The organism is Peribacillus glennii (genome assembly GCF_003429105.1).
Taxonomy (GTDB): domain Bacteria; phylum Bacillota; class Bacilli; order Bacillales; family DSM-1321; genus Peribacillus; species Peribacillus glennii.
Window position 1 is genome coordinate 219,981 of the sequence record NZ_QVTD01000005.1, and the last position, 20,056, is coordinate 240,036.

Below are 20,056 nucleotides of genomic sequence, written 5' to 3' on the forward strand. Positions count from 1 at the left end.
AAACCCGCCATCGGCGGGTTTTCTATTATTATATCTCCTGTTCGATAAAGGCCTGCAGCGCTTCTATGGCTTCCTCTTCATCCCTGCCCTCTACACTTAGTGTAATGAAGGCACCTGAACTTACAGCAAGGCTCATTAAACCCATGATGCTTTTAGCATTGACCTTTTTTCCATCCTTCTCAAGAAACACTTCTGAGCTGAACCGGTTGGCTTCCTGGACAAAAAGTGCGGCCGGGCGGGCCTGTAATCCGCTCCTCAGCCGGACTTCCACTTTTTTTTCTACCATTCTTTATTTCCCCTCCCATCCTATACTTTTAGCGGGAAAGCAGACTCACTGGCTCTTAGCTTCTCCGCAATTTCATCAATTTTCCTAAGGCGGTGGTTGATGCCGGACTTGCTGATATGCCCCCCTGATACCATTTCTCCAAGTTCTTTCAATGTCACATCCTGGAATGCTACCCTCAACTCTGCAATTTCCCGAAGTTTATCAGGCAATATGCCAAGGCCGGCTGTTTCCTCTATAAATCTGATATTTTCTACCTGCCTAAGGGAAGCTCCGATTGTTTTGTTCAGATTGGCCGTTTCACAATTGACCAGGCGGTTCACTGAGTTGCGCATATCGCGGACGATACGGACATCCTCGAATCGCAGCAAGGCATTATGCGCCCCGACTATACTTAAGAATTCAGCGATCTTTTCCGCTTCCTTCAGATATGTAATATAGCCTTTCTTGCGTTCGAGTGTCTTTGCTTTCAATCCGAATTGATTCATCAATTCGCAGAGTGCGTCATTATGCTCTTTATACAATGAAAATACTTCCAGATGGTATGACGAGGTTTCCGGATTATTGACAGATCCTCCCGCAAGGAAAGCACCTCTTAAGTAAGCCCGCTTGCAGCACTTCTTGGCGACAAGGGCTTTGGAAATGCTATGCTGGATGGTGAATCCATCTCCCAATATTTTTAAATCTGCAAGAATCTGCTGGCCGCCTGAAGACATTCTTACGATGTATACATTATTTTTTTTCAGCTTCATTTTTTTACGGACAAGCAGTTCTACCTGGACCTCATAGCTTTTCTTTAACAAGGTATATATTCTTCTTGCGATTGCAGCATTTTCCGTTTGTATATCGACAATGAGTTTTCGATTGGAAAACGAGAGTGAACCGTTCATTCGAATAAGGGCACATAATTCCGCTTTGCCGCAGCATTCTTTTTCTTCAAGCGTTGTTAGTTCTTTTTTTGTTTCCGAAGCAAAAGACATAGGTCCCCACCTCCAATTCAGAAAAGATCATTTCTCCGCCAGCATCTGTCTATAGTTTACGGATGGTGATGGCTGTTGGTTTCATTTAATAGCAACTTGTATAGGATATCTGCAACTTTCTTTGTATCGTGCCGGATTACATTATTATCAAAGTTATAGATTTCACCTTCTATGATATCCAGGCCTAGTGCCTTTAAGCTTTCCAAATCGAACTTTACCGGCTTTGCATATTCTTCTTTATAACGGTCTAGCACGGCATCCGGAATCGCTTTATTGTTTACTAGTATGCTCGACATGAAGGAGCAGCTCATGTGGTTGTAAATGGCCTTGACATGGTCGCTGGCGGTGTAGTCCAACGTTTCTCCCGCCTGGGTCATTAAGTTGCATATATATACTTTCTTGGCCTTTGATCGGCATATCTCTTCACCAAGACTCGGAACAAGCAAGTTTGGAAGGATGCTTGTGTACAGGCTTCCTGGGCCAAGCACGATTAAGTCGGCCTGCTTGATTTCCTGTATCGTTTCCCTTAGCGGCATGATATCAGCGGGGGAAAGGAACACTCGTCTTATCTTCTTGCCGGAGTAGGGAATCTTAGACTCGCCCGTGACAATGCTGCCATCTTCCATTTCTGCATGAAGGATGACGCTTTGGTTCGCAGACGGCAATACCTTCCCCCTTACATTCAATACTTTGCTCATCTCCTGGATGGCGTGGACAAAGTCACCTGTTATGGAAGTCATTGCAGCAATGATCAAATTGCCAAGGGAATGTCCGGTCAACTCGTTAGAGCTTGCAAAACGGTGCTGGAACATTCGTTCAATGAGCGGCTCTACGTCGGATAAAGCCGCCAGAACGTTGCGGATATCCCCCGGTGCTGGTATGTCCAGTTCATTCCTCAGCCTGCCTGAGCTGCCTCCATCATCCGCTACAGTGACAATGGCTGTGATATCGACCGGATAGTTTTTTAAACCCCTCAGCAAAACCGGGAGGCCGGTACCGCCTCCAATGATGACGACTCTCGGTTGCTTAGTTATTGTGGGCATCTACTTTTTTCCTCTTCTCTATATCACGATGTGAAACATGTGTAACATAATCTTTTTTGAAATAATTGGAAATATATTCAGCCAGCGCTACCGATCTGTGCTGGCCTCCTGTACAGCCAATTGCAATGACCAGCTGGGCTTTTCCCTCCCGTTTATAATGCGGCAGCATGAAGCTTAGCAAGTCGATTACCTTTTCCAGGAATTTATTCGTTTCATTCCACTTCAACACATAACCTGATACTTCTTCATCAAGGCCGGTTTTTGGCCGCATGTGTTCAATATAATGCGGGTTTGGGAGAAAACGGACATCAAAGACGAGGTCTGCATCGATTGGGAGTCCATGCTTAAACCCAAAAGACATTACATTGACCGTAAAAATCGCTTTTTTATCATTAGAAAATTCCGTTAGAATCTTTTCCCTCAATTCACGCGGCTTTAACTCCGATGTATTGTATATAGTCTGCGCCCTTCCTTTCAATTCCTCAAGAAGGCTTCTCTCCTGGAGGATTCCCTCCATGGGCCGGCCGGATGGGGCGAGCGGATGAGTCCTTCTCGTTTCCTTATACCTTCGGACAAGCGCAGAATCATCGGCATCAAGAAAAAGAATCTGCGGGGTCAGCCAGGATGTCTCCGCCAAATCATCGAGTGCCTTAAATAAATGGTCAAAAAATTCCCGTCCCCTTAAGTCCATTACAAGAGCGACTTTATTCATTTTATTGCCGGATTCCTTCATTAATTCAAGAAATTTTGGCAGCAAGGTGGGCGGTAAATTATCGACACAGAAAAAGCCTAAATCTTCAAAGCTTTGGATGGCGACCGTTTTCCCTGCACCGGACATGCCTGTAATAACCACTAATTGTATTTCGCTTACCGAACCAGTACTCATATCCGTCCCCCCAGTAGAAAAGCATAAATCCTCAGGCACTGCACGTTAACCCGGATAGCTCCCCATTTTCATTTCATATCAGCCTGGATCAAGCCTGTATGAAATCAGTTCAAAATCCGGTGTATATGTAAACGTACCGTAAATAATGCCGTTTCCGCGGATCATATAGTCCAAAATATGATGGTCGCCGGAGGCCATCGGCAGCTTTTGAATCTCTTGAACATCGTGCCAGCGAAGCTCTCCCTCTTCACTTTCATCAACATTTACGCCGTCGGATTCTGTCGATAGGAAAGTGAACATCATCCACTCGGAAATGACTTTATCCCCGTCTTTCATAATAAATGTAAAGATTCCCTTTATGGCAGGGTTTTTTAAATAAAGTCCTGTTTCTTCCCTGTATTCCCGGATGCAGGCATCCCTGACCGATTCCCCCGGCTCCATCTTCCCGCCGGGCGCTACCCACCAACCGCGGCGCGGTTTTTTCAAGAGCAGGACCTGGCCATCTTTTATTAACACGCAGTTTGTAACACGCTGCACTCTATTTCACCTCGGGCCGCCCGGGTCTGCACAAAAATTTCATAAACCCCTTTAACTCGGTTGCATACCAGGCAAATCTGCTATCGTCACTTCATGTATTATTACCTAAAAATAGAAATGGTTTAAAAATAAAAGAAAAAGATGAATTCTTATTATTATACTATTTTTGCAAACTGCCCACAATGAACAATGGCTGACAATTTGTTCACCCCAACAGTTTGTTGCACAAAAAAGGGCACGGAACAAATGTCCGTGCCAGCAAGGTCTATATTTTTAAAAGGGGGTCAATTTCTATCTATACTATACCCAACGTACATTTCACATATGTTACAGCATAATTAAAAGGCAGTTACGATTTGTAAAATATATGAAATTGTCCCCGTGCAATAAGAACCATGGCATGTAACATGGGGTTTTTCAAGCTAAGCTGGTTTCTCTCATCGAGAGTTGGCCTCAGCTGTTCCGCTCCCTCTTTGATAACTTGATAAGGCATTGTACTATGCCTTTAATTTCATCTGTTCCTGAAGTTCTTCTACATAATGCTGTGCAGCTTGGGCCGCTATACTTCCATCCCCAGTCGCTGTCACGATTTGGCGGAGCGTTTTTTCACGGATATCGCCCGCAGCAAAAATGCCGGGGATTTTTGTTTCCATTTTCTCATTGGTTTCAATATAGCCGTTTTCATTGGTGATACCCAACTTCTGAAATGGCTTTGTCAATGGAAGCATACCGATATATATGAACACTCCATCTGCCTTAAACTCCTGCTCTTCCCCATTCACGGTGTTTACAAGGGTGACACTGCCGACTTTTCCATCTTTTGCATTGATTTCTTTTACTGTATGGTTCCAAATAAAATCAATTTTTTCATTTTCAAAAGCTCGGTCCTGAAGGATCTTTTGCGCACGGAGTTCATCACGGCGGTGTACAATCGTCACTTTTGAAGCGAAACGGGTCAGGTACACGCCTTCTTCGACAGCAGAGTCTCCCCCGCCGACAACGACAAGCTCCCTTTGCTTAAAGAACGCCCCATCACAAACCGCACAATAAGATACGCCGCGTCCTCCCAATTCTTTTTCGCCCGGGACACCGATTTTTTTGTATTCTGCGCCGGCGCTGATAATAATTGCGCGTGCTTTGTACTCTTTCGATCCGGCGATTATGGTTTTATATTCTTGTCCATCGATGATTTCTTTGACATCTCCATACGCATATTCAGAGCCAAACTTCTTGGCATGATCGAACATCTTGGTAGAAAGCTCAGGACCTAGAATATGATCGAAGCCAGGGTAGTTCTCCACTTCTTCCGTATTGGCCATTTGGCCGCCGGGAACTCCCCGTTCAAGCATTAAAGTGGAGAGGTTGGCACGGGATGTATAGACAGCGGCAGTCATGCCTGCAGGACCGGCACCGATTATGACCACGTCATAAATTTTCTCTTCAGTCACTTTTTTCACTCCTTCAATACAACAATCATTTACATGGTGAAATCGAACGTTTTTCTATTGTTTAGTATTTCCTACCTACTATCCTATATAACAAATATATATCAGTCCAAACATTTGCTCACTGTAAAAGGGCATTCACCATTTTTACATATTTAGACAGGGAAGAGACTGAAATGATATGCTTTTTGGCGATTTCCTGCTGGCTCTTTTTTTCGTTGCGGAGACGATGCCATACATATTCGAGCGCTGCTGCCCATGCAGTCGGGTTATTCAGTTTCTCGTACGTTCTTTCCGCCTCGATAAATATAGAAAACCATGTTAAATATAAACCCGCCTCAGTTAGCTGGATTGGGCGATAATGATGATACAGCAGTTCTGCAACCCGGTCGGCAAAATCGATGGCAGGCAGTATTTCCTCGTTGGAAACATCCAGAACGGCTTGTGCATAGTTCTCTTCAAGAGGCGTAAACAGCGAATTCTTTTGAAATGAAGGATGGTTAATTACACTATCCTTTTGACTGGAATGTTTGGTCAAAAATATCGCAAACATCCTTTCTTCGATAAATTCGCTGTCCAGCCTTTTTAAAATCGATGGCAGATCCTGTTCAAAGTCGTTTTCCGCAGGATTTATTTCTCTCCATGGCTCCAAACCTTTTTTGTCAGGGTTCAGCTGCAGCATTTTTTTCCATGCCTTTTGCGCCGTTGCTTCGTGCCCCAGATGAAAAGCTGAAAGAGCGAGCCAATAATAGAAGGTACCGTCTCCTTCATAGCCGTTTTTTTGAAGCTGCTTCAACCATTTGTATGCGAGGGCGTACTTTCCGGTTAATGCAAAGGTTGCTCCCAGCTTAAAGCGGTGCTCCATCAAAATCGGCCTGACCTTATCAAGCGCATTTACTAATTCTTGCACCTTATCTCTGTTTTGCTGATAATGATGGAATACGACAAGATTGCAAAGGGCATGGAGGTTGCCAGGGCTCTTTGCCAGGACATCATCCAGTGTGCTGAAAGCATTTTCCGTCTCGCCCAAGTAAAAGTAAGCAAGTGCCAGGTTGTTGTAAGCGGACCAGAACTCCGGGTGCTGCCCAATTGTTTCCTGTAGCACATCAATTGCTTTTTGAAAACTTCCTTCTTCGAGGTATTCACGTGCTATTTCCTGCTTGTGAATCAATCCATCCTGCTGCTCAAGGCTTTCTTCCGTTTCCTCCGCCTCAAAAGTGATCAAATCAAGCAAGTCTTCCGCATCATCGTGGAACTCCCCGTCTTCTTCTTTATCAAGGTACGCATTCGCATGGCGATAGGCTTCCTTAAACATACCTAAATGAGCATAATTGTTAGCCAGGAAATAATGGCACTCCGTCATATAGGGATCCAATACATTCAATATGTTTTCAAGCAAAAGGTTGGAATAGTTGTATTCCCCGATTTCCGTGCAGGTGATAGCCAGTTGGCACGCGATCATCGGCTCTGCAGGTTCGAGCTCAAGCGCCCGTTCAAAAAATTTTTTAGCTTTATATAAATCACGTCTGTGATATGCTTTTAGACCCTTGGTGAAATAGTATTCTCCTGTCGGGTGAAAGGTCAGAATTTTGGCCTGCTGGCCTGCTTGAGAGTCTTTTCCCATGAAATCCTCCATCTTCAAGTTGTTTAACTATAGTAGTATACCATAGCAACATGGGTTTTGAGTAACTTTTCCCTGACCGGAAGATTGCGTGTACCAAAGGATTTTCTTACAGCATAAACAGCAAGAAACAATTAAGCTTATCTCAGGCCTTTTTTTAGAACGGGACTATTTATCTATATCCTCACCCGCTATGATTAAAGCAACGGAAATCAGGTTATTTAATTAAGAAATGCCTGTTGGTACACCGACAAGAACGGAACAGGCTCCAAATCTTATATATAAAGAAGGATTTGCCATGTCAGAGAACAAGTTGAGTAGAAAAAGAGATTTATTAGGTTTGCTCGCCTTCCCCGTGCTGGGGTTGATCTATGGCTGGTTAAACAACAATCATCAAGGCGCGGTGGCTTTATCTACAGAGTTTGATAACTCTATCCCGTTCCTTTCCATTTTCATCATTCCGTATATCACCTGGTATGCCTATATCGTTTGCTATCTAATTTATTTTTGGCGGAAGAGTGTTTCTGTCTACTGGAAGACCATTATTGCGATCACTCTTGGTGAAGTTATCTGCTTCTTCATTTACTATTTCTTTCAAACCACGGTTCCGCGGCCCCGGCTTTCAGGTGATGGCCTGCTTATCCAGCTAGTTTCGCTAATCTACAGCAACGATGAACCATACAATTGCTTTCCGAGCATTCATGTCCTTACCACGAGTGCTGTTATGCTGTCCTTCCTTAAATTGAAAGGCGAAAGTACTGTGCAGCAGTATATTTGCTTGTTTATAGGTTCGCTGATCATCCTGTCCACCATTTTTGTAAAGCAGCATATAGTGTATGATGTACTCGGTTCAATTGCTCTTTCAATAAGCTTAAACACCCTTTTATATGGCTCAAAACAGAGAATGCCGAAAGTGGGACGAAAGAAACAGGAAGAATACCAGACTAACTAGACAGAACGATGGCTATAGGTGTCCGGTAATTTGTCTGATTCAATAGTGAATTGGCCCGCTTTGCGATTTATCTGTCCATTTTGGCCATTTGTGTTTTGGTGGCTGCTATTACACTCTTTTTGCTTGTTAGTTTATTTGCAAAAAAAATAGGAGGGGGCAAAAAACCCCTTCCCACTCACCCCTTAGACGCATGTCTTTCCTTAAGAACGGAAAGAACTGTCTCAAAAGGCAGCTCCTGTTCTTGGAGCAATACAAACAGATGGTACATTAAATCAGCCGTTTCCCACGATAGTTCCTCATGGTCCCTGTTCTTGGCGGCAATAATCACTTCGGCTGCTTCCTCGCCGACTTTTTTCAGGATTTTGTCGACCCCTTTATCAAAGAGATAGGTAGTATATGATCCTTCAGGCATTGACTTTTTCCGTTCAGCGATAAGCGCTTCAAGCTCTGTTAAAAAGAAAACATCGGCCTTCTCCAGATCCGCATCATCCGTTTGATAAACAGACTCTGTAAAGCAGCTGGTTGTTCCCGTATGGCATGCGGGCCCATTTGGTTTTACCAGGACAACCAAGGAATCGCTGTCACAATCGAGTTTCATTTCGACGATTTTCTGGGTATTCCCGCTTGTGGCCCCTTTATGCCAGAGTTCATTCCTCGACCGGCTAAAGAACCAAGTTTCCCCTTTTTCAATTGAAAGCTCAAGCGATTCTTTGTTCATATAAGCCAGAGTCAGGACTTCTTTCGTGTCTGCATCCTGGACAATCGCAGGAATCAGGCCCTTCTCATCAAATTTAGCGTCTTTTACATTCATCTTACGACCACTCCCTGTTGTTTAAGAAACGATTTTACTTCCTTTACCGAGGTTTCTTTGTAATGGAAAATAGAAGCTGCCAATGCTGCATCTGCCTTCCCCTCTTTAAAGGCATCCTCGAAATGCATCGCGTTTCCGGCTCCCCCTGATGCGATGACCGGCACGGTTACTGCTTCACTGACAGCTTTCGTCAAGTCGACGTTGAAGCCGCTTTTTTCACCGTCACAATCCATGCTCGTCAGCAAGATTTCACCGGCTCCCCGTTCTACCGCCTCTTTGGCCCAGGTAATAACATCCCGCTCTGTCGGCTTTCTGCCTCCATGCGTATACACTCTCCATGTTCCAATCGTTTCATCATATTTCGCATCGATGGCAATAACGATACACTGTGAGCCAAAATAACCGGCTCCTTCATTGATTAGTTCAGGACGAAGCACAGCAGCTGTATTTAAAGAAACCTTATCAGCGCCGGCGCGCAAAATCCGTTTCATATCTTCCAGCGAATGTATGCCTCCGCCTACCGTAAAAGGAATCGCAAGGCTTGCAGCTACGGCCATTACTACATCAACCATCGTCTGCCTGCCTTCGTGAGATGCTGAAATATCCAGGAAAACCAGCTCGTCCGCACCTTCTTTATCATAAAAGGCAGCGAGTTCCACCGGATCTCCGGCATCCCTCAGCGAAACAAACTGTACACCTTTCACGACTCGTCCTTCTTTTACATCCAGGCAAGGAATGATACGTTTTGTCAGCATGCTATCCATTCACCCTCTCTAACGCATCCTTTACGGTAAAACGGTTTGTATATAGAGCTTTACCAATGATCGCCCCGATAATGCCATGCAGGTGCACAGCCTTTAGCGCAGTCAAATCTTCCAGGCCGCTGATACCTCCGGACGCAATGACATCCCGTCCGGTCTCTTCCGCCATCCTGACTACTCCTTCAATATTCGGGCCGGACAGCATGCCATCCGTTGCGATATCGGTAACGATAAAAGTTTGGGCACCAGCATCGGCGACCGCTTTACCGAGTTCGTAAGCATCGGTTTGGGATGTTTTTAGCCAGCCATGCGTCGCAGCCTTTCCATCTTTTGCATCGATTCCGATCGCGATATTGCTTCCATATTTTCTGATCATTTCCTTTGTAAAGTCCGGGTCGGAAACGGCAACGCTTCCCAATATGACACGCGAAACCCCATTCTCGAGGTAATGTGCTATATCTTGCTCCGTACGGATGCCTCCGCCAATCTGGATGTTGGCCGATAGCTCCTTGGCTGCCCTGATGACATAGGTATCATTTACGCGCTGCCCTTCTTTTGCACCATCCAAATCGACCATATGGATCCAATTTGCGCCCTGGTCAGCGAAGCTTTTTGCCATATCGAAGGGGGAGTCTCCATAAACCGTTTCCTGGCTGTAATCTCCCTGGATCAGGCGCACACACTTCCCTCCGCGCATATCGATTGCCGGATAGATTGTAAAATTGCTCATGGTCAAACCTTCCCTTCCACTAGCTCCAAGTAATTTTCCAGCAGGGCCATGCCCATCCCGCCGCTTTTTTCCGGGTGGAATTGCATGCCATACACCGATCCCCGCCCGACTACCGCAGGAACTTCAACGCCATATTCCGCGGAAGCTGTAATCACAGTTTTATCATCTGTCTCCACATAAAAGGAGTGGACAAAATAGACGTAATCTTGCTCAAGCCCGTTTTGCAGCTCCGACCTATTGGTGAACTTAAGCCTGTTCCAGCCCATATGTGGGACTTTGTAACTTTCCCCATTCCGGTCCGTTCCTGAAAAACGGACCACTCTGCCAGGCAGCAGGGCTAACCCTTTTGACGGACCATTTTCTTCACTTTCCTCAAAAAGCAGCTGCATGCCGAGGCAAATCCCTAGCAAGGGCTTTCCGCTTTTTGCATAATCCTGAATAAATCTTGTCAGCTCCTGTCGATCCAGCAGCGCCATCGCATCCTTAAAAGAACCCACTCCCGGAAGAATGAGACCCTTCGCATTTTGCAGCTTTTCCGGATCATCGGAAATGAACCATTCCACCCCAAGCCGGTCAAGGGCACAGCTTACGCTGAACAAATTGCCCATGCCATAATCAATGATTCCGATCATCTATAACATCCCTTTCGTCGAAGGAATTCCTTTCACCCTTGGATCGATGGTTGTCGCTTCATCAAGGGCGCGGGCCAATGCCTTAAACACCGCTTCAATCATATGGTGGGTATTATGTCCGTAGTGTACGATGACGTGAAGGTTCATTCGTGCTTCAAGGGCAAGCTTCCATAGAAACTCATGCACCAATTCCGTATCGAAAGTCCCTACTTTTTGCGATGGAAAGGAAGCCCGGAATTCCAAATGCGGCCGGTTGCTTAAGTCGACAACCACCTGGGCAAGCGCCTCATCCATCGGTACAAAAGCATTTCCATAGCGTTTGATCCCCTTTTTATCGCCAAGAGCTTTTACAAGGGCCTGGCCTAGGCAGATCCCGATATCTTCGGTTGTATGATGGTCATCAACATCCGTATCTCCCTTTGCATCAACAGCCATATTAAAATGTCCGTGCTTCGTAAACAAATCAAGCATGTGAGTCATGAATGGCACACCCGTCTCAATGGACGACTGTCCCTTCCCATCAATAGCAAATTCCAATTTAATATTTGTCTCATTTGTTTCCCGTTCTACCTTTGCAATGCGCTCCATTTTTCGCGAAACCTCCTAGCGATAGGGGCCAGGCCCCAGGTCAAATCCATTTATAATTCATAACAATTAATGCACAAGTTTAGATATATCAGCAAATCCGAGGAAATATAACATATTATCCGTGTATCTCAATAAATATCTGGATATTCCAACAAATCCCCATACATATCAACAATTATGTAGATGATATCAACAATTCATAGGCAGACAACAAACCCCTGCTAAATCGAAACACCTTTTCTACCCCAGAAAACACTAACCCGATTCCTGTTATTTTCTCGCCTCAATGGCGCGGGCATGTGCCTCTAAGCCTTCCAATCTGGCGAATGAGGCAATCTTTTCTGAATTAGCCCTGAAGGCTTTTTCACTGTACATGATAATACTTGATTTCTTTTGGAAATCATCAACGTTCAGCGGGCTTGCAAATCTGGCTGTCCCATTTGTAGGAAGCACATGGTTCGGTCCTGCAAAATAATCACCAACAGGCTCTGGGCTGAAACGGCCAAGAAAAATGGCGCCAGCGTGCCGGATTTTGGCCATGGCCTCCATCGGATTCTCCGTGAGGATTTCAAGATGTTCCGGTGCAAGCTCGTTTACGGCCAGAAGCGCCTCACTCATATTTGCACAAACGATGATTCGGCCGAAATTCCGGATAGACTGTTCAGCTATTTCCTTTCGCGGCAGCAGTTCCAACTGTTTATGCACTTCTTGGGAAACTCCCTCAGCCAGTTCCATAGACGTTGTCACCAATACGCTGCATGCAAACGCGTCATGCTCCGCCTGGGAAAGCAGATCTGCAGCAACTTCTGCGGCATTGGCTGTTTTATCCGCGAGGACGGCTATTTCGCTCGGGCCCGCAATCATATCGATGGAAACGTCACCGAACACCTCCCGTTTCGCCAAAGCGACATAAATATTCCCAGGACCCACAATTTTATCCACTTTATCAATGGAATCCGTACCGTAAGCAAGTGCGGCTATTGCCTGTGCACCGCCCACCGTGTAAATTTCCGTCACACCGGCAATTTTTGCGGCGGCCAGCACAACAGGGGCCAGCTTGCCGTCCTTTCCGGGCGGCGATACCATTACGATCCGCTTCACACCTGCTACGAGCGCGGGCATGACATTCATCAGCACCGATGAAGGATAGGCTGCTGTTCCACCGGGTACATACACACCCACAGCATCGAGCGGCGTAATTTTTTGCCCGAGCATCGTTCCCATATCATCTGTTGTGATCCAGGAATTTCGCTGCTGTTTCTGGTGAAAGGATTGAATGTTTTCCGCAGCTTCCCGAATGACCGCGATATGTTCTTCACTCAGCGCAGCCAAGCCTGCATTAAGTTCTTCCTGTGTTACTCTCAAATCCGTCAATTTCACTCCATCGAAACGCTCAGTATATGAAAACAGGGCCGCATCCCCATCTTTTCTCACTTCCGATATGATACCCTGAACGGTTTTTCTTTGTTCGTCAGTACCGGAATCAACGGACCGTTTTAAGGAAATTCCTTCATTATACCTTTCGATTTGCATGCTCTCATCCCTATCTAAAGCGAATTATTTATTCTCAGCCAATGATTCGATAACCGGCGTAAGCCGCTCGACGATCTCTGTGATGCGCTTTTCTTTCAGGCGGTAGCTTACTGGGTTCGCAATAAGCCTCGAAGTCACTTCTGCAATCCGTCCGTATTCCACCAGGCCATTTTCCTTCAGTGTCTGTCCTGTAGACACAATATCGACAATCCGCTCAGCAAGGCCGATCAATGGTGCCAATTCAATCGATCCGTTCAATTTAATGATCTCAACCTGTTCGCCTTGTTCGCGGAAATAACTTGAGGCCACGTTCGGATACTTGCTTGCGACCTTCGGGGCCACATCACTCAGCTGTGTATCCGGAAGTCCCGCAACCGCCAGATAGCATGCACTGATTTTCAAATCGAGCAGTTCGTATACATCCCGGTCCTCTTCAAGCATGACATCCTTCCCTGCAATTCCGATATCCGCCACGCCATGCTCGACATATGTCACAACATCCATTGGCTTTGCCAGCATGAAGCGCAGGTTTTCTTGTTCCACTTCCAGCATTAATTTCCGTGAATCATCAAACTCGGGAGGAAGCCGGAAATCAGCTTTCCTTAACAGTTCAAGCGCCTCTTCGAATATCCTTCCCTTCGGCATCGCTATCGTTAAAAAGCTATTCATCTCTCGACGCTCCCCCTTTCCCTATAAAAAAGTGCACACCGGAAAAAGTAGCGGTAAACGCATCTACATCCTGGACTGCATTTATATCCTGAATCACAATTCTTTTTCCATCCGCACGTTTATCCTTTGCAAACACAAGCGCTTCTCTTTTTTGTTCCCGGCTGAACAGGACGCATTCAATCGGCTCTGCTTTGGCCGGTTCCCCTAACGCTTCAGTCAGTCCGTCCATCCTGATTGCAAAACCGGTTGCCGGTGTGTTCCAGCCAAATTTTGCGTACAGGCTGTCATATCTGCCGCCATTTCCAATCGGCGAGCCTACTTGTCCTGCATACACTTCAAACAACGCACCGGTATAATAGCTCATATGGCTGACAAGGGTTAAATCGAAGCTGATATATTGTTCAACGCCAAATTCCTTTAGCTGTACATAAAGCTCTTTTAACTCGATAAGCTTTTCTTTCCCCCTGCCGTTTTCAAGCAGTTCCATCGCCTTTTCAATTGCCTCTTCCCCGCCTCGAAGCGTAGTAAATTGGATCAACCGCTGCTTATCAATTGAAGAAAGCGGAAGGGATTTCACATGTTCCCGGTAGCCGACATAATTTTTTTCATATAAAAACTTCCGCAATACTGCAGCTCTTTCCTCATTGCCGAGGATGCTCAAGAATAATTCCTGAAGAAAGCCTACCTGCCCGATGGAAACCTTGAACTCCCTAAGCCCCGCTGTCTGCAGCACCGATACTAAAAGAGCGATAATTTCCGCATCTGCACTGATGGAATCGTTGCCGATGCATTCAATTCCAATCTGCTCAAATTCAGCCGGTTTTCCACCTTCACGCTGCTGGGCCCGGTACACATTTTCCGAATAAGCCAAGCGGATTGGAATTTGCTGTTTCAACAGCTTGGATGCAGCCACCCTCGCTATCGGGGCCGTCATATCCGGGCGCATGACCAGCGAATGGCCCTGCTGGTCGAGGAGCTTGAACAACTGACGGTCCAAAATGGCGGAAGCCTCACCGATCGTATCGTAAAATTCAAGTGCGGGCGTTTCGATGAATTGATAACCCCACAGCTTGATTTCGTTGCTCATCTTGTTTCGAATTTCTGTTTTTGTTTCATATAAAAGCGGAAGAGTATCCCTCATTCCGAGCGGCTTTTCAAACATAAACGGCTTAGTCACACGGCCACACTTCCTTTAAAATTAATAAGGTGTATTTTTTGCATCAATGCTTCTATTATAATTCTTTTCAAGCGATAAAAATATTAATTTTTCTAAAATCCTTTAGTTCGCTAATGTGCTAATAAAGTAAAGTTAAACACAGTTTACCGCTAACGCCTTTATCCGTCAAGGGAACGACACCCGTAACCAGTTTAAATTTCGGAATAATTAAAACCCAACTATCATTCCCTAAAATTCCCTTTAAATATAGCTATCTCTATCACACATATCAGCTTATACTTTAATACAAATAGCCTTAAAATGCAGGAGGAAAATATGGAGGAAAAACAGCTCTCAAGGAAAAAAACATGGCTGCTTGCGTGTGCGGTATTGCTGTTTTGCGGAGGAATCTATTTTACGTCTACCAATGCGTTTACACTATTAAAAGGGTATGCATTATATAAATTCAATAAGACAGAGGCGGAAGCTGTTACGAAGCCTGAGAGAGATATGAAACAAGAAAAAAAGGGAAATGAAGCGCAACTCTATGACGTGAGGCCAAAAACCGGAGAACTGATCGGGGAACTGTACATCCCGAGGCTTGAGAAAAGCCTGCCGATTTTTCACGGCACCGATGAGGATGAGCTGGAAAAGGGGGTTGGCCATTATGCAAAATCGGTTCTTCCCGGCGAAAGAGATAATTCCATCCTATCGGGCCATCGCGATACCGTATTCCGCAAGCTTGGGGAAGTCGGAAAAGGTGACTTGCTAGTGGCTGAAACAAAAGCCGGCACGTTTACGTACAAAGTGAGGAAGGTGCGCATCGTGGATGCAGATGACCGGACGGTAATTGTCCCAAAGCCTAAGGCGACTCTCACGGTAACGACATGTTATCCGTTTAATTTTATTGGCGACGCACCGGAACGCTATGTTCTTGTGGCGGATTTGTTAAAAAGTGAAGTAAAGTAGGAAAAGGGCTGCTAGCGATTGGCAGCCTTTTTTTATTTTATGAAAAAAGGGCTATGCACCTAATAACCAATGTGAAACGATTAGGTTTTTGTCGATGTTTGAAAAAAAATGAATCGGGGAAATAACCTGAACATGTAGTTCACATTTGGAGGAATGACAAAAATGGATAAGGATAAACAGGAAGTTTTTTTTCAACTTCTTAAGAACACCTATGAAAAAACACAATCTCCTAAGAATGTTTCTTTGGACGAAGTCATGGAATCATTAAAAAGCGAGCTTTCAATTTTAATTACAAGGCAGTAGAGGGTGGCTGCCGGAACGGTACCTTCTGCCTATCAATAACTAAGGACTTGCACAGATCAGCGCAAGTCCTTTTCATATAGGCCAGGTTTTTCCAGCAGCCCACGATTGGCCACTTCTTCTTTCGTATAAATAACCCGCATCGGATTCCCGCCCACAAACGCCCCCTCAGGCACATCTTTGTGGACGAGGGTGCCTGCTGAAACGATAGCCCCATTACCGATCACGACTCCCGGAAGAATCGTTGAATTGGCGCCAATCATCACCTCATCACCGATGCGTACGTCGCCGAGCCGATACTCCTTGATTAAATATTCATGGGCAAGAATCGTAGTATTATAGCCAATCACCGTATTTTTGCCGACTGATATTTTCTCAGGGAACATGACATCAAGCATGACCATGAGCGCAAAGGAAGTTTGTGTGCCAACATTCATGCCCAGAAAGGTCCGGTACATCCAGCTTTTTACTGATAAAAATGGGGTATACCTTGCCAATTGGATGACAATGAAATTTTTCACAACCTTCCAAAAAGGCACGGTTTTATAAACATGCCATAACGAATTCGCACCTTCGACAAAATGCCTTTCGGTGCGCCTCATTTCACTGCAGCTCCAACAATCGTAATTAAATCGCCCATGTGATCCAGGATATAATCAGGCTCAAATTCCTCCAGGTAATCACGGCCCTTCACTGTCCAGGCAACACCTGCCGTCAGGGTTCCCGCATTTTTCCCGGCCAGGATATCATGATGGTTATCGCCGACCATGATCGCTTCCGCAGGAGAAGATCCCAAAAGATCGAGTGCCTTATAAACAGGCTCAGGATCCGGCTTGGCTCTCTCGACATCATCGAGTGATACAATCACTTCAAAAAACTCATCCAGCCCGCTGAGTTTAAGGCCCTTGAGCACCACATCGCGTTTCTTGGTCGTAACAATACCAATCTTATATCCCAGCTCATGCAATGTTTTGATTGTTTCGTACACACCCTCATACTGTGTCACCATCGCATCATGGTTTTGAATATTGTGCTCACGGTAGCGGACAATCATTTCATCCACCCGTTCCGGATCGATCGAATAAAAAGTATCGTGCAATGAAGGCCCGATGAAAGGCAGGATATCTTCCCGGGAATATTTATCGGGATAGTAATGATTTAAAGTAGCCGTAAACGAAGCAATGATTAAATCGTTCGTATTGATCAAAGTTCCGTCCAGGTCGAATAGCAGCGTGGTAATCTTATTGCCCATAGGTAGCTTCCTTTCTTTGGGATATATCAGCACGATTCCATAAGAATCCTACAATTAAGGTTAACAACAAAGCAACGGTAATCCTTATTAACAACAATGGCAGGACCGGGATCCCAAGCGGTATGAAAATGAGTGTATCCTCCACAACGGCATGGCAGGCGACCAAAAAGATGAACGCAAGGGTAATATCCCTCTTGCTTACATTATCTTCCTTCACAGCCTGGATCATTACTCCCGCCCCATACGCGAGGCCGATCGTCAACCCGGCCACGAGCGTCATGGAAGCATTCGGCTTCATGCCAAGAAACCTGGTAAACGGAGCGAGCCGCCGGGAAAATGCCTCAAGCCAATTTAGATCTTTCATGATTTGGATTACTGCCATAAGCGGTATAACGATGATTGCCAGTTGTGCAATCCCGGACACCGCCTTCTGCAAGCCATATAACAGAATGGCACCTATCCCCTCCAGCTCAGGTACAGTGGAACTGATAAATCCATACTGGGCTGTTTCACTTCCCCCGTCCCAGACCAGGTTAATGGTAACGGCAGAAATAACCGCAAGCCCAATCCTTACTGCAAGGATGATCCACAATTTTACCCCTACTTTGAGGGCTACACCCGATTCAATCAGCATATTGTGAGAAAATGATAGCATGGTGGCAATGATAAATACCTCTTTTACTGAAAGCTCGAGAGTAAGAATACCTGCGATTGCCGCATATAAGTTTAAAAAATTTCCCAAAACGAGAGGGATTGCCGCATCACCTGGAAGGCCAAACAGCCCCATGAGCGGGGCAATCATATCAATAACCCAATCAAGCACCGGAGTATATTGAAGTACAGAAATGATCAGCGTGATCGGGAAGATAACCTTCCCGAGTGTCCAAGTCGTGTTCAAGCCGGCAAGCAAGCCCTTTTTTATAGAGTCTTTCATCAATCTCCTTCTCCCCTTGTCAGTAATCTTGCTTAAGACTCTAAGTATCTTTTATCTGCATACCCTCTTACTCTTCTAATCACTAGTAAAACAATTGCCAAGATGATCAAAGCAACGGAAATGACCTGGGCCATACGAAGGGTTTCTGTAAGCATCAGGCTGTCTGTTCGAAGGCCTTCCACAAAAAAGCGTCCGATTGAATACCAAATGACATACCCCAAGAACAGCTCCCCCTGCCGCAGATTCGCTTTCCTTACTAGCAGCAGGATGATGACACCTGTGATGTTCCACACGGACTCATATAAAAAAGTCGGGTGATAATAGGAGCCATTTATGTACATCTGGTTAATAATGAATTCTGGAAGATTCAAATTTTCCAGGAACGACCTGCTGACTTCGCCGCCATGCGCTTCCTGGTTCATGAAATTCCCCCAGCGGCCTATCGCCTGGCCCAGCAGGATGCTTGGCGCGGCAATATCCGCAATCTTCCAAAACGACAGCTTCTTAAGCCTGGCATATACAACGGCCGTGGCAACGGAACCAATCAGGGCTCCATGGATCGCAATCCCGCCATGCCAAATGGCGATGATTTCCCCGGGCCGCTGGCTATAGTAATCCCAGTTGAATATAACATAATAAATCCTTGCAGAAATAATGGCTATCGGGACCGCATATAAGATCAAATCAACGAACGTATCCTTGCTGAGCCCTCTTCTTTCAGATTCCCTTACTGCAAGATAAAGCGCCAGCAGCACGCCGGCCCCAATAATCAGGCCGTACCAGTGCACCTGGAGCGGCCCCAATTCAAAGGCTATCGGGTTTAGCGGCTTTATTCCTTCTTCCATTTACTGACTCCCTCTTTCTGTCTCAGCTTTTTAAAACATCATGAGTTACATATCCTCTACAGGCCCTTCGGAAATCGCATGATTTAAACGTTCTGAAAATTGCTCCGCAGCGTTGACCCCCATCCGTTTCAAGCGGAAGTTCATGGCGGCGACCTCGATAATGACAGCCAAGTTCCGACCCGGTCGCACAGGAACCGTCAGCTTGGTGATTTCGGTATCTATGATTTTCATCGTTTCCTCATCCAGGCCTACACGGTCGTATTGCTTATTTTTTTCCCATAGCTCAAGGTTGATCACGAGTGAAATTTTCTTATTGCTGCGGACAGCACCGGCACCGAATAAGGTCATTACATTAATGATGCCAAGGCCGCGGATTTCCAGCAGATGCTCAATCAGTTCCGGGGCATTGCCGACAAGCGTATCCTGGTCCTCCTGGCGGATCTCCACACAATCATCCGCGACAAGCCGGTGCCCCCGCTTGACCAATTCAAGGGCCGTTTCACTTTTACCAACGCCGCTTTTACCTGTGATTAAAACGCCGACTCCGTAAATATCAATTAATACACCATGTACCGCCGTAGTGGGGGCAAGCTTGCTTTCAAGATAGTTGGTCAAGTGGCTGAATAACCGGGTGGTTTTCATATTTGATCTTAGAACGGGAACTGATTCACGTTCTGAAGCCTGAATAAGTTCTGCAGGAACTTCCTGGCCGCGGGTAAGGATAATTCCTGGAGTGATGTCAGTGCACAAGCCTTCCATCCTGATTTTTTGCTCCGGCTCGCTCAATTTGTCAAAAAAACTCATTTCCGTCATGCCAAGCAGTTGGACACGTTCCGCCGGATAATAATCGAAAAATCCGGCAATCTCCAGGCCCGGACGTGAAAGATCACTGGTGACGATGGGCCTGCTAATTCCCTCTTCCCCGCTGATCAGTTCTAAACCAAAGGTATCCATAACATCTTTAATGCGAACTTTTGCCATTTTATGTAAATCCCCCTCTTGGAGTTCTATTGTTAGTAACCTGCCGATTGGCTACGGCGAAGACAAAGGCGCAGCCGCCCCCTATGTTGCTTGGAAACTTACTTTCCTATCAGCCAAGAAATGTACAACTTTCTCTATTTTAGCATTT

General features: G+C 45.7%; 23 protein-coding genes. 3 read left to right on the forward strand and 20 right to left on the reverse strand.

The features are described 5' to 3' along the window. Positions 1 to 28: 28 nt before the first annotated feature. The 7 genes from D0466_RS10525 to D0466_RS10555 form a co-directional block, all read right to left on the reverse strand. On the reverse strand, positions 29 to 286 hold the full coding sequence (locus D0466_RS10525) for an HPr family phosphocarrier protein (RefSeq protein ID WP_117322518.1): 258 nt from the start codon (positions 284 to 286) through the stop codon (positions 29 to 31). Positions 287 to 306: 20 nt separating this feature from the next. Continuing rightward, positions 307 to 1,263, reverse strand: a complete 957-nt coding sequence (gene whiA / locus D0466_RS10530; protein WP_117322519.1) for a DNA-binding protein WhiA — start codon at positions 1,261 to 1,263, stop codon at positions 307 to 309. Between the two features lie 56 nt (positions 1,264 to 1,319). Further along, entirely contained in the window at positions 1,320 to 2,306 is a 987-nt protein-coding gene (locus D0466_RS10535) for a gluconeogenesis factor YvcK family protein (RefSeq protein WP_325048709.1), read from the reverse strand. Continuing rightward, on the reverse strand, positions 2,290 to 3,192 hold the full coding sequence (rapZ, locus tag D0466_RS10540) for an RNase adapter RapZ (protein WP_117322520.1): 903 nt from the start codon (positions 3,190 to 3,192) through the stop codon (positions 2,290 to 2,292). Before rapZ ends, D0466_RS10535 begins: the two co-directional genes overlap by 17 nt. 78 nt (positions 3,193 to 3,270) lie before the next feature. Beyond that, a complete protein-coding gene (locus tag D0466_RS10545) occupies positions 3,271 to 3,729 on the reverse strand; it encodes an NUDIX hydrolase (protein ID WP_117322521.1) in 459 nt (152 codons plus the stop codon). A 497-nt stretch (positions 3,730 to 4,226) separates the two neighbouring features. Then, complete coding sequence (gene trxB, locus D0466_RS10550; protein WP_117322522.1) at positions 4,227 to 5,177, reverse strand: thioredoxin-disulfide reductase; 951 nt, start codon at positions 5,175 to 5,177, stop codon at positions 4,227 to 4,229. A gap of 118 nt (positions 5,178 to 5,295) precedes the next feature. Then, a complete protein-coding gene (locus tag D0466_RS10555) occupies positions 5,296 to 6,798 on the reverse strand; it encodes a tetratricopeptide repeat protein (RefSeq protein ID WP_117322523.1) in 1,503 nt (500 codons plus the stop codon). A 229-nt stretch (positions 6,799 to 7,027) separates the two neighbouring features. Between D0466_RS10555 and D0466_RS10560 the strand changes: the two genes are divergently transcribed. Next, positions 7,028 to 7,747, forward strand: coding sequence for a phosphatase PAP2 family protein (locus tag D0466_RS10560; protein ID WP_117322524.1), 720 nt, complete (start codon positions 7,028 to 7,030; stop codon positions 7,745 to 7,747). 175 nt (positions 7,748 to 7,922) lie between these two features. Here D0466_RS10560 and hisIE read toward each other — a convergent pair whose 3' ends face one another. From hisIE to D0466_RS10600, 8 genes are all read right to left on the reverse strand, one after another. Then, complete coding sequence (gene hisIE, locus D0466_RS10565) at positions 7,923 to 8,558, reverse strand: bifunctional phosphoribosyl-AMP cyclohydrolase/phosphoribosyl-ATP diphosphatase HisIE (protein WP_117322525.1); 636 nt, start codon at positions 8,556 to 8,558, stop codon at positions 7,923 to 7,925. Continuing rightward, on the reverse strand, positions 8,555 to 9,313 hold the full coding sequence (gene hisF / locus D0466_RS10570; RefSeq protein ID WP_117322526.1) for an imidazole glycerol phosphate synthase subunit HisF: 759 nt from the start codon (positions 9,311 to 9,313) through the stop codon (positions 8,555 to 8,557). The genes hisIE and hisF overlap by 4 nt, the downstream gene beginning before the upstream one ends. A 1-nt stretch (position 9,314) precedes the next feature. Continuing rightward, positions 9,315 to 10,049 (reverse strand): 1-(5-phosphoribosyl)-5-[(5-phosphoribosylamino)methylideneamino]imidazole-4-carboxamide isomerase, encoded by a 735-nt coding sequence (gene hisA / locus D0466_RS10575; RefSeq protein ID WP_117322527.1) that lies wholly within the window; start codon positions 10,047 to 10,049, stop codon positions 9,315 to 9,317. 2 nt (positions 10,050 to 10,051) lie between these two features. Continuing rightward, complete coding sequence (hisH, locus tag D0466_RS10580; RefSeq protein ID WP_117322528.1) at positions 10,052 to 10,681, reverse strand: imidazole glycerol phosphate synthase subunit HisH; 630 nt, start codon at positions 10,679 to 10,681, stop codon at positions 10,052 to 10,054. Then, positions 10,682 to 11,269, reverse strand: coding sequence for an imidazoleglycerol-phosphate dehydratase HisB (gene hisB, locus D0466_RS10585; RefSeq protein ID WP_117322529.1), 588 nt, complete (start codon positions 11,267 to 11,269; stop codon positions 10,682 to 10,684). Positions 11,270 to 11,539: 270 nt separating this feature from the next. After that, on the reverse strand, positions 11,540 to 12,802 hold the full coding sequence (hisD, locus tag D0466_RS10590; RefSeq protein ID WP_117322530.1) for a histidinol dehydrogenase: 1,263 nt from the start codon (positions 12,800 to 12,802) through the stop codon (positions 11,540 to 11,542). A 24-nt stretch (positions 12,803 to 12,826) separates the two neighbouring features. Next, positions 12,827 to 13,471: an ATP phosphoribosyltransferase gene (hisG, locus tag D0466_RS10595; RefSeq protein WP_117322531.1), complete on the reverse strand. Its 645-nt coding sequence runs from the start codon at positions 13,469 to 13,471 to the stop codon at positions 12,827 to 12,829. Then, entirely contained in the window at positions 13,464 to 14,648 is a 1,185-nt protein-coding gene (locus tag D0466_RS10600) for an ATP phosphoribosyltransferase regulatory subunit (RefSeq protein WP_117322532.1), read from the reverse strand. Before D0466_RS10600 ends, hisG begins: the two co-directional genes overlap by 8 nt. A gap of 315 nt (positions 14,649 to 14,963) precedes the next feature. Here D0466_RS10600 and D0466_RS10605 point away from each other — a divergent pair, with 315 nt between their 5' ends. Together D0466_RS10605 and D0466_RS22200 are read left to right on the forward strand one after the other, a co-directional pair. After that, positions 14,964 to 15,596 (forward strand): class D sortase, encoded by a 633-nt coding sequence (locus D0466_RS10605; RefSeq protein ID WP_199484539.1) that lies wholly within the window; start codon positions 14,964 to 14,966, stop codon positions 15,594 to 15,596. Between the two features lie 162 nt (positions 15,597 to 15,758). Next, on the forward strand, positions 15,759 to 15,899 hold the full coding sequence (locus tag D0466_RS22200; protein ID WP_158555887.1) for a hypothetical protein: 141 nt from the start codon (positions 15,759 to 15,761) through the stop codon (positions 15,897 to 15,899). A 56-nt stretch (positions 15,900 to 15,955) separates the two neighbouring features. On the opposite strand, the gene D0466_RS10610 is transcribed toward D0466_RS22200, so the two are convergent. Genes D0466_RS10610 through hprK form a run of 5 tightly spaced genes read right to left on the reverse strand, consistent with a single transcriptional unit; the run spans position 15,956 to position 19,908 of the window. Further along, on the reverse strand, positions 15,956 to 16,498 hold the full coding sequence (locus D0466_RS10610; RefSeq protein ID WP_117322533.1) for an acyltransferase: 543 nt from the start codon (positions 16,496 to 16,498) through the stop codon (positions 15,956 to 15,958). After that, positions 16,495 to 17,148, reverse strand: coding sequence for a pyrophosphatase PpaX (ppaX, locus tag D0466_RS10615; protein WP_117322534.1), 654 nt, complete (start codon positions 17,146 to 17,148; stop codon positions 16,495 to 16,497). Before ppaX ends, D0466_RS10610 begins: the two co-directional genes overlap by 4 nt. Further along, positions 17,138 to 18,082: a nucleoside recognition domain-containing protein gene (locus D0466_RS10620; protein WP_199484540.1), complete on the reverse strand. Its 945-nt coding sequence runs from the start codon at positions 18,080 to 18,082 to the stop codon at positions 17,138 to 17,140. The genes ppaX and D0466_RS10620 overlap by 11 nt, the downstream gene beginning before the upstream one ends. A 32-nt stretch (positions 18,083 to 18,114) precedes the next feature. After that, positions 18,115 to 18,927 carry a prolipoprotein diacylglyceryl transferase gene (gene lgt / locus D0466_RS10625; RefSeq protein WP_117322536.1) on the reverse strand — a complete coding sequence of 271 codons (813 nt, stop codon included), beginning with the start codon at positions 18,925 to 18,927 and terminating at the stop codon, positions 18,115 to 18,117. A 45-nt stretch (positions 18,928 to 18,972) separates the two neighbouring features. Continuing rightward, positions 18,973 to 19,908: an HPr(Ser) kinase/phosphatase gene (gene hprK / locus D0466_RS10630; protein ID WP_117322537.1), complete on the reverse strand. Its 936-nt coding sequence runs from the start codon at positions 19,906 to 19,908 to the stop codon at positions 18,973 to 18,975. Positions 19,909 to 20,056: the final 148 nt, after the last annotated feature.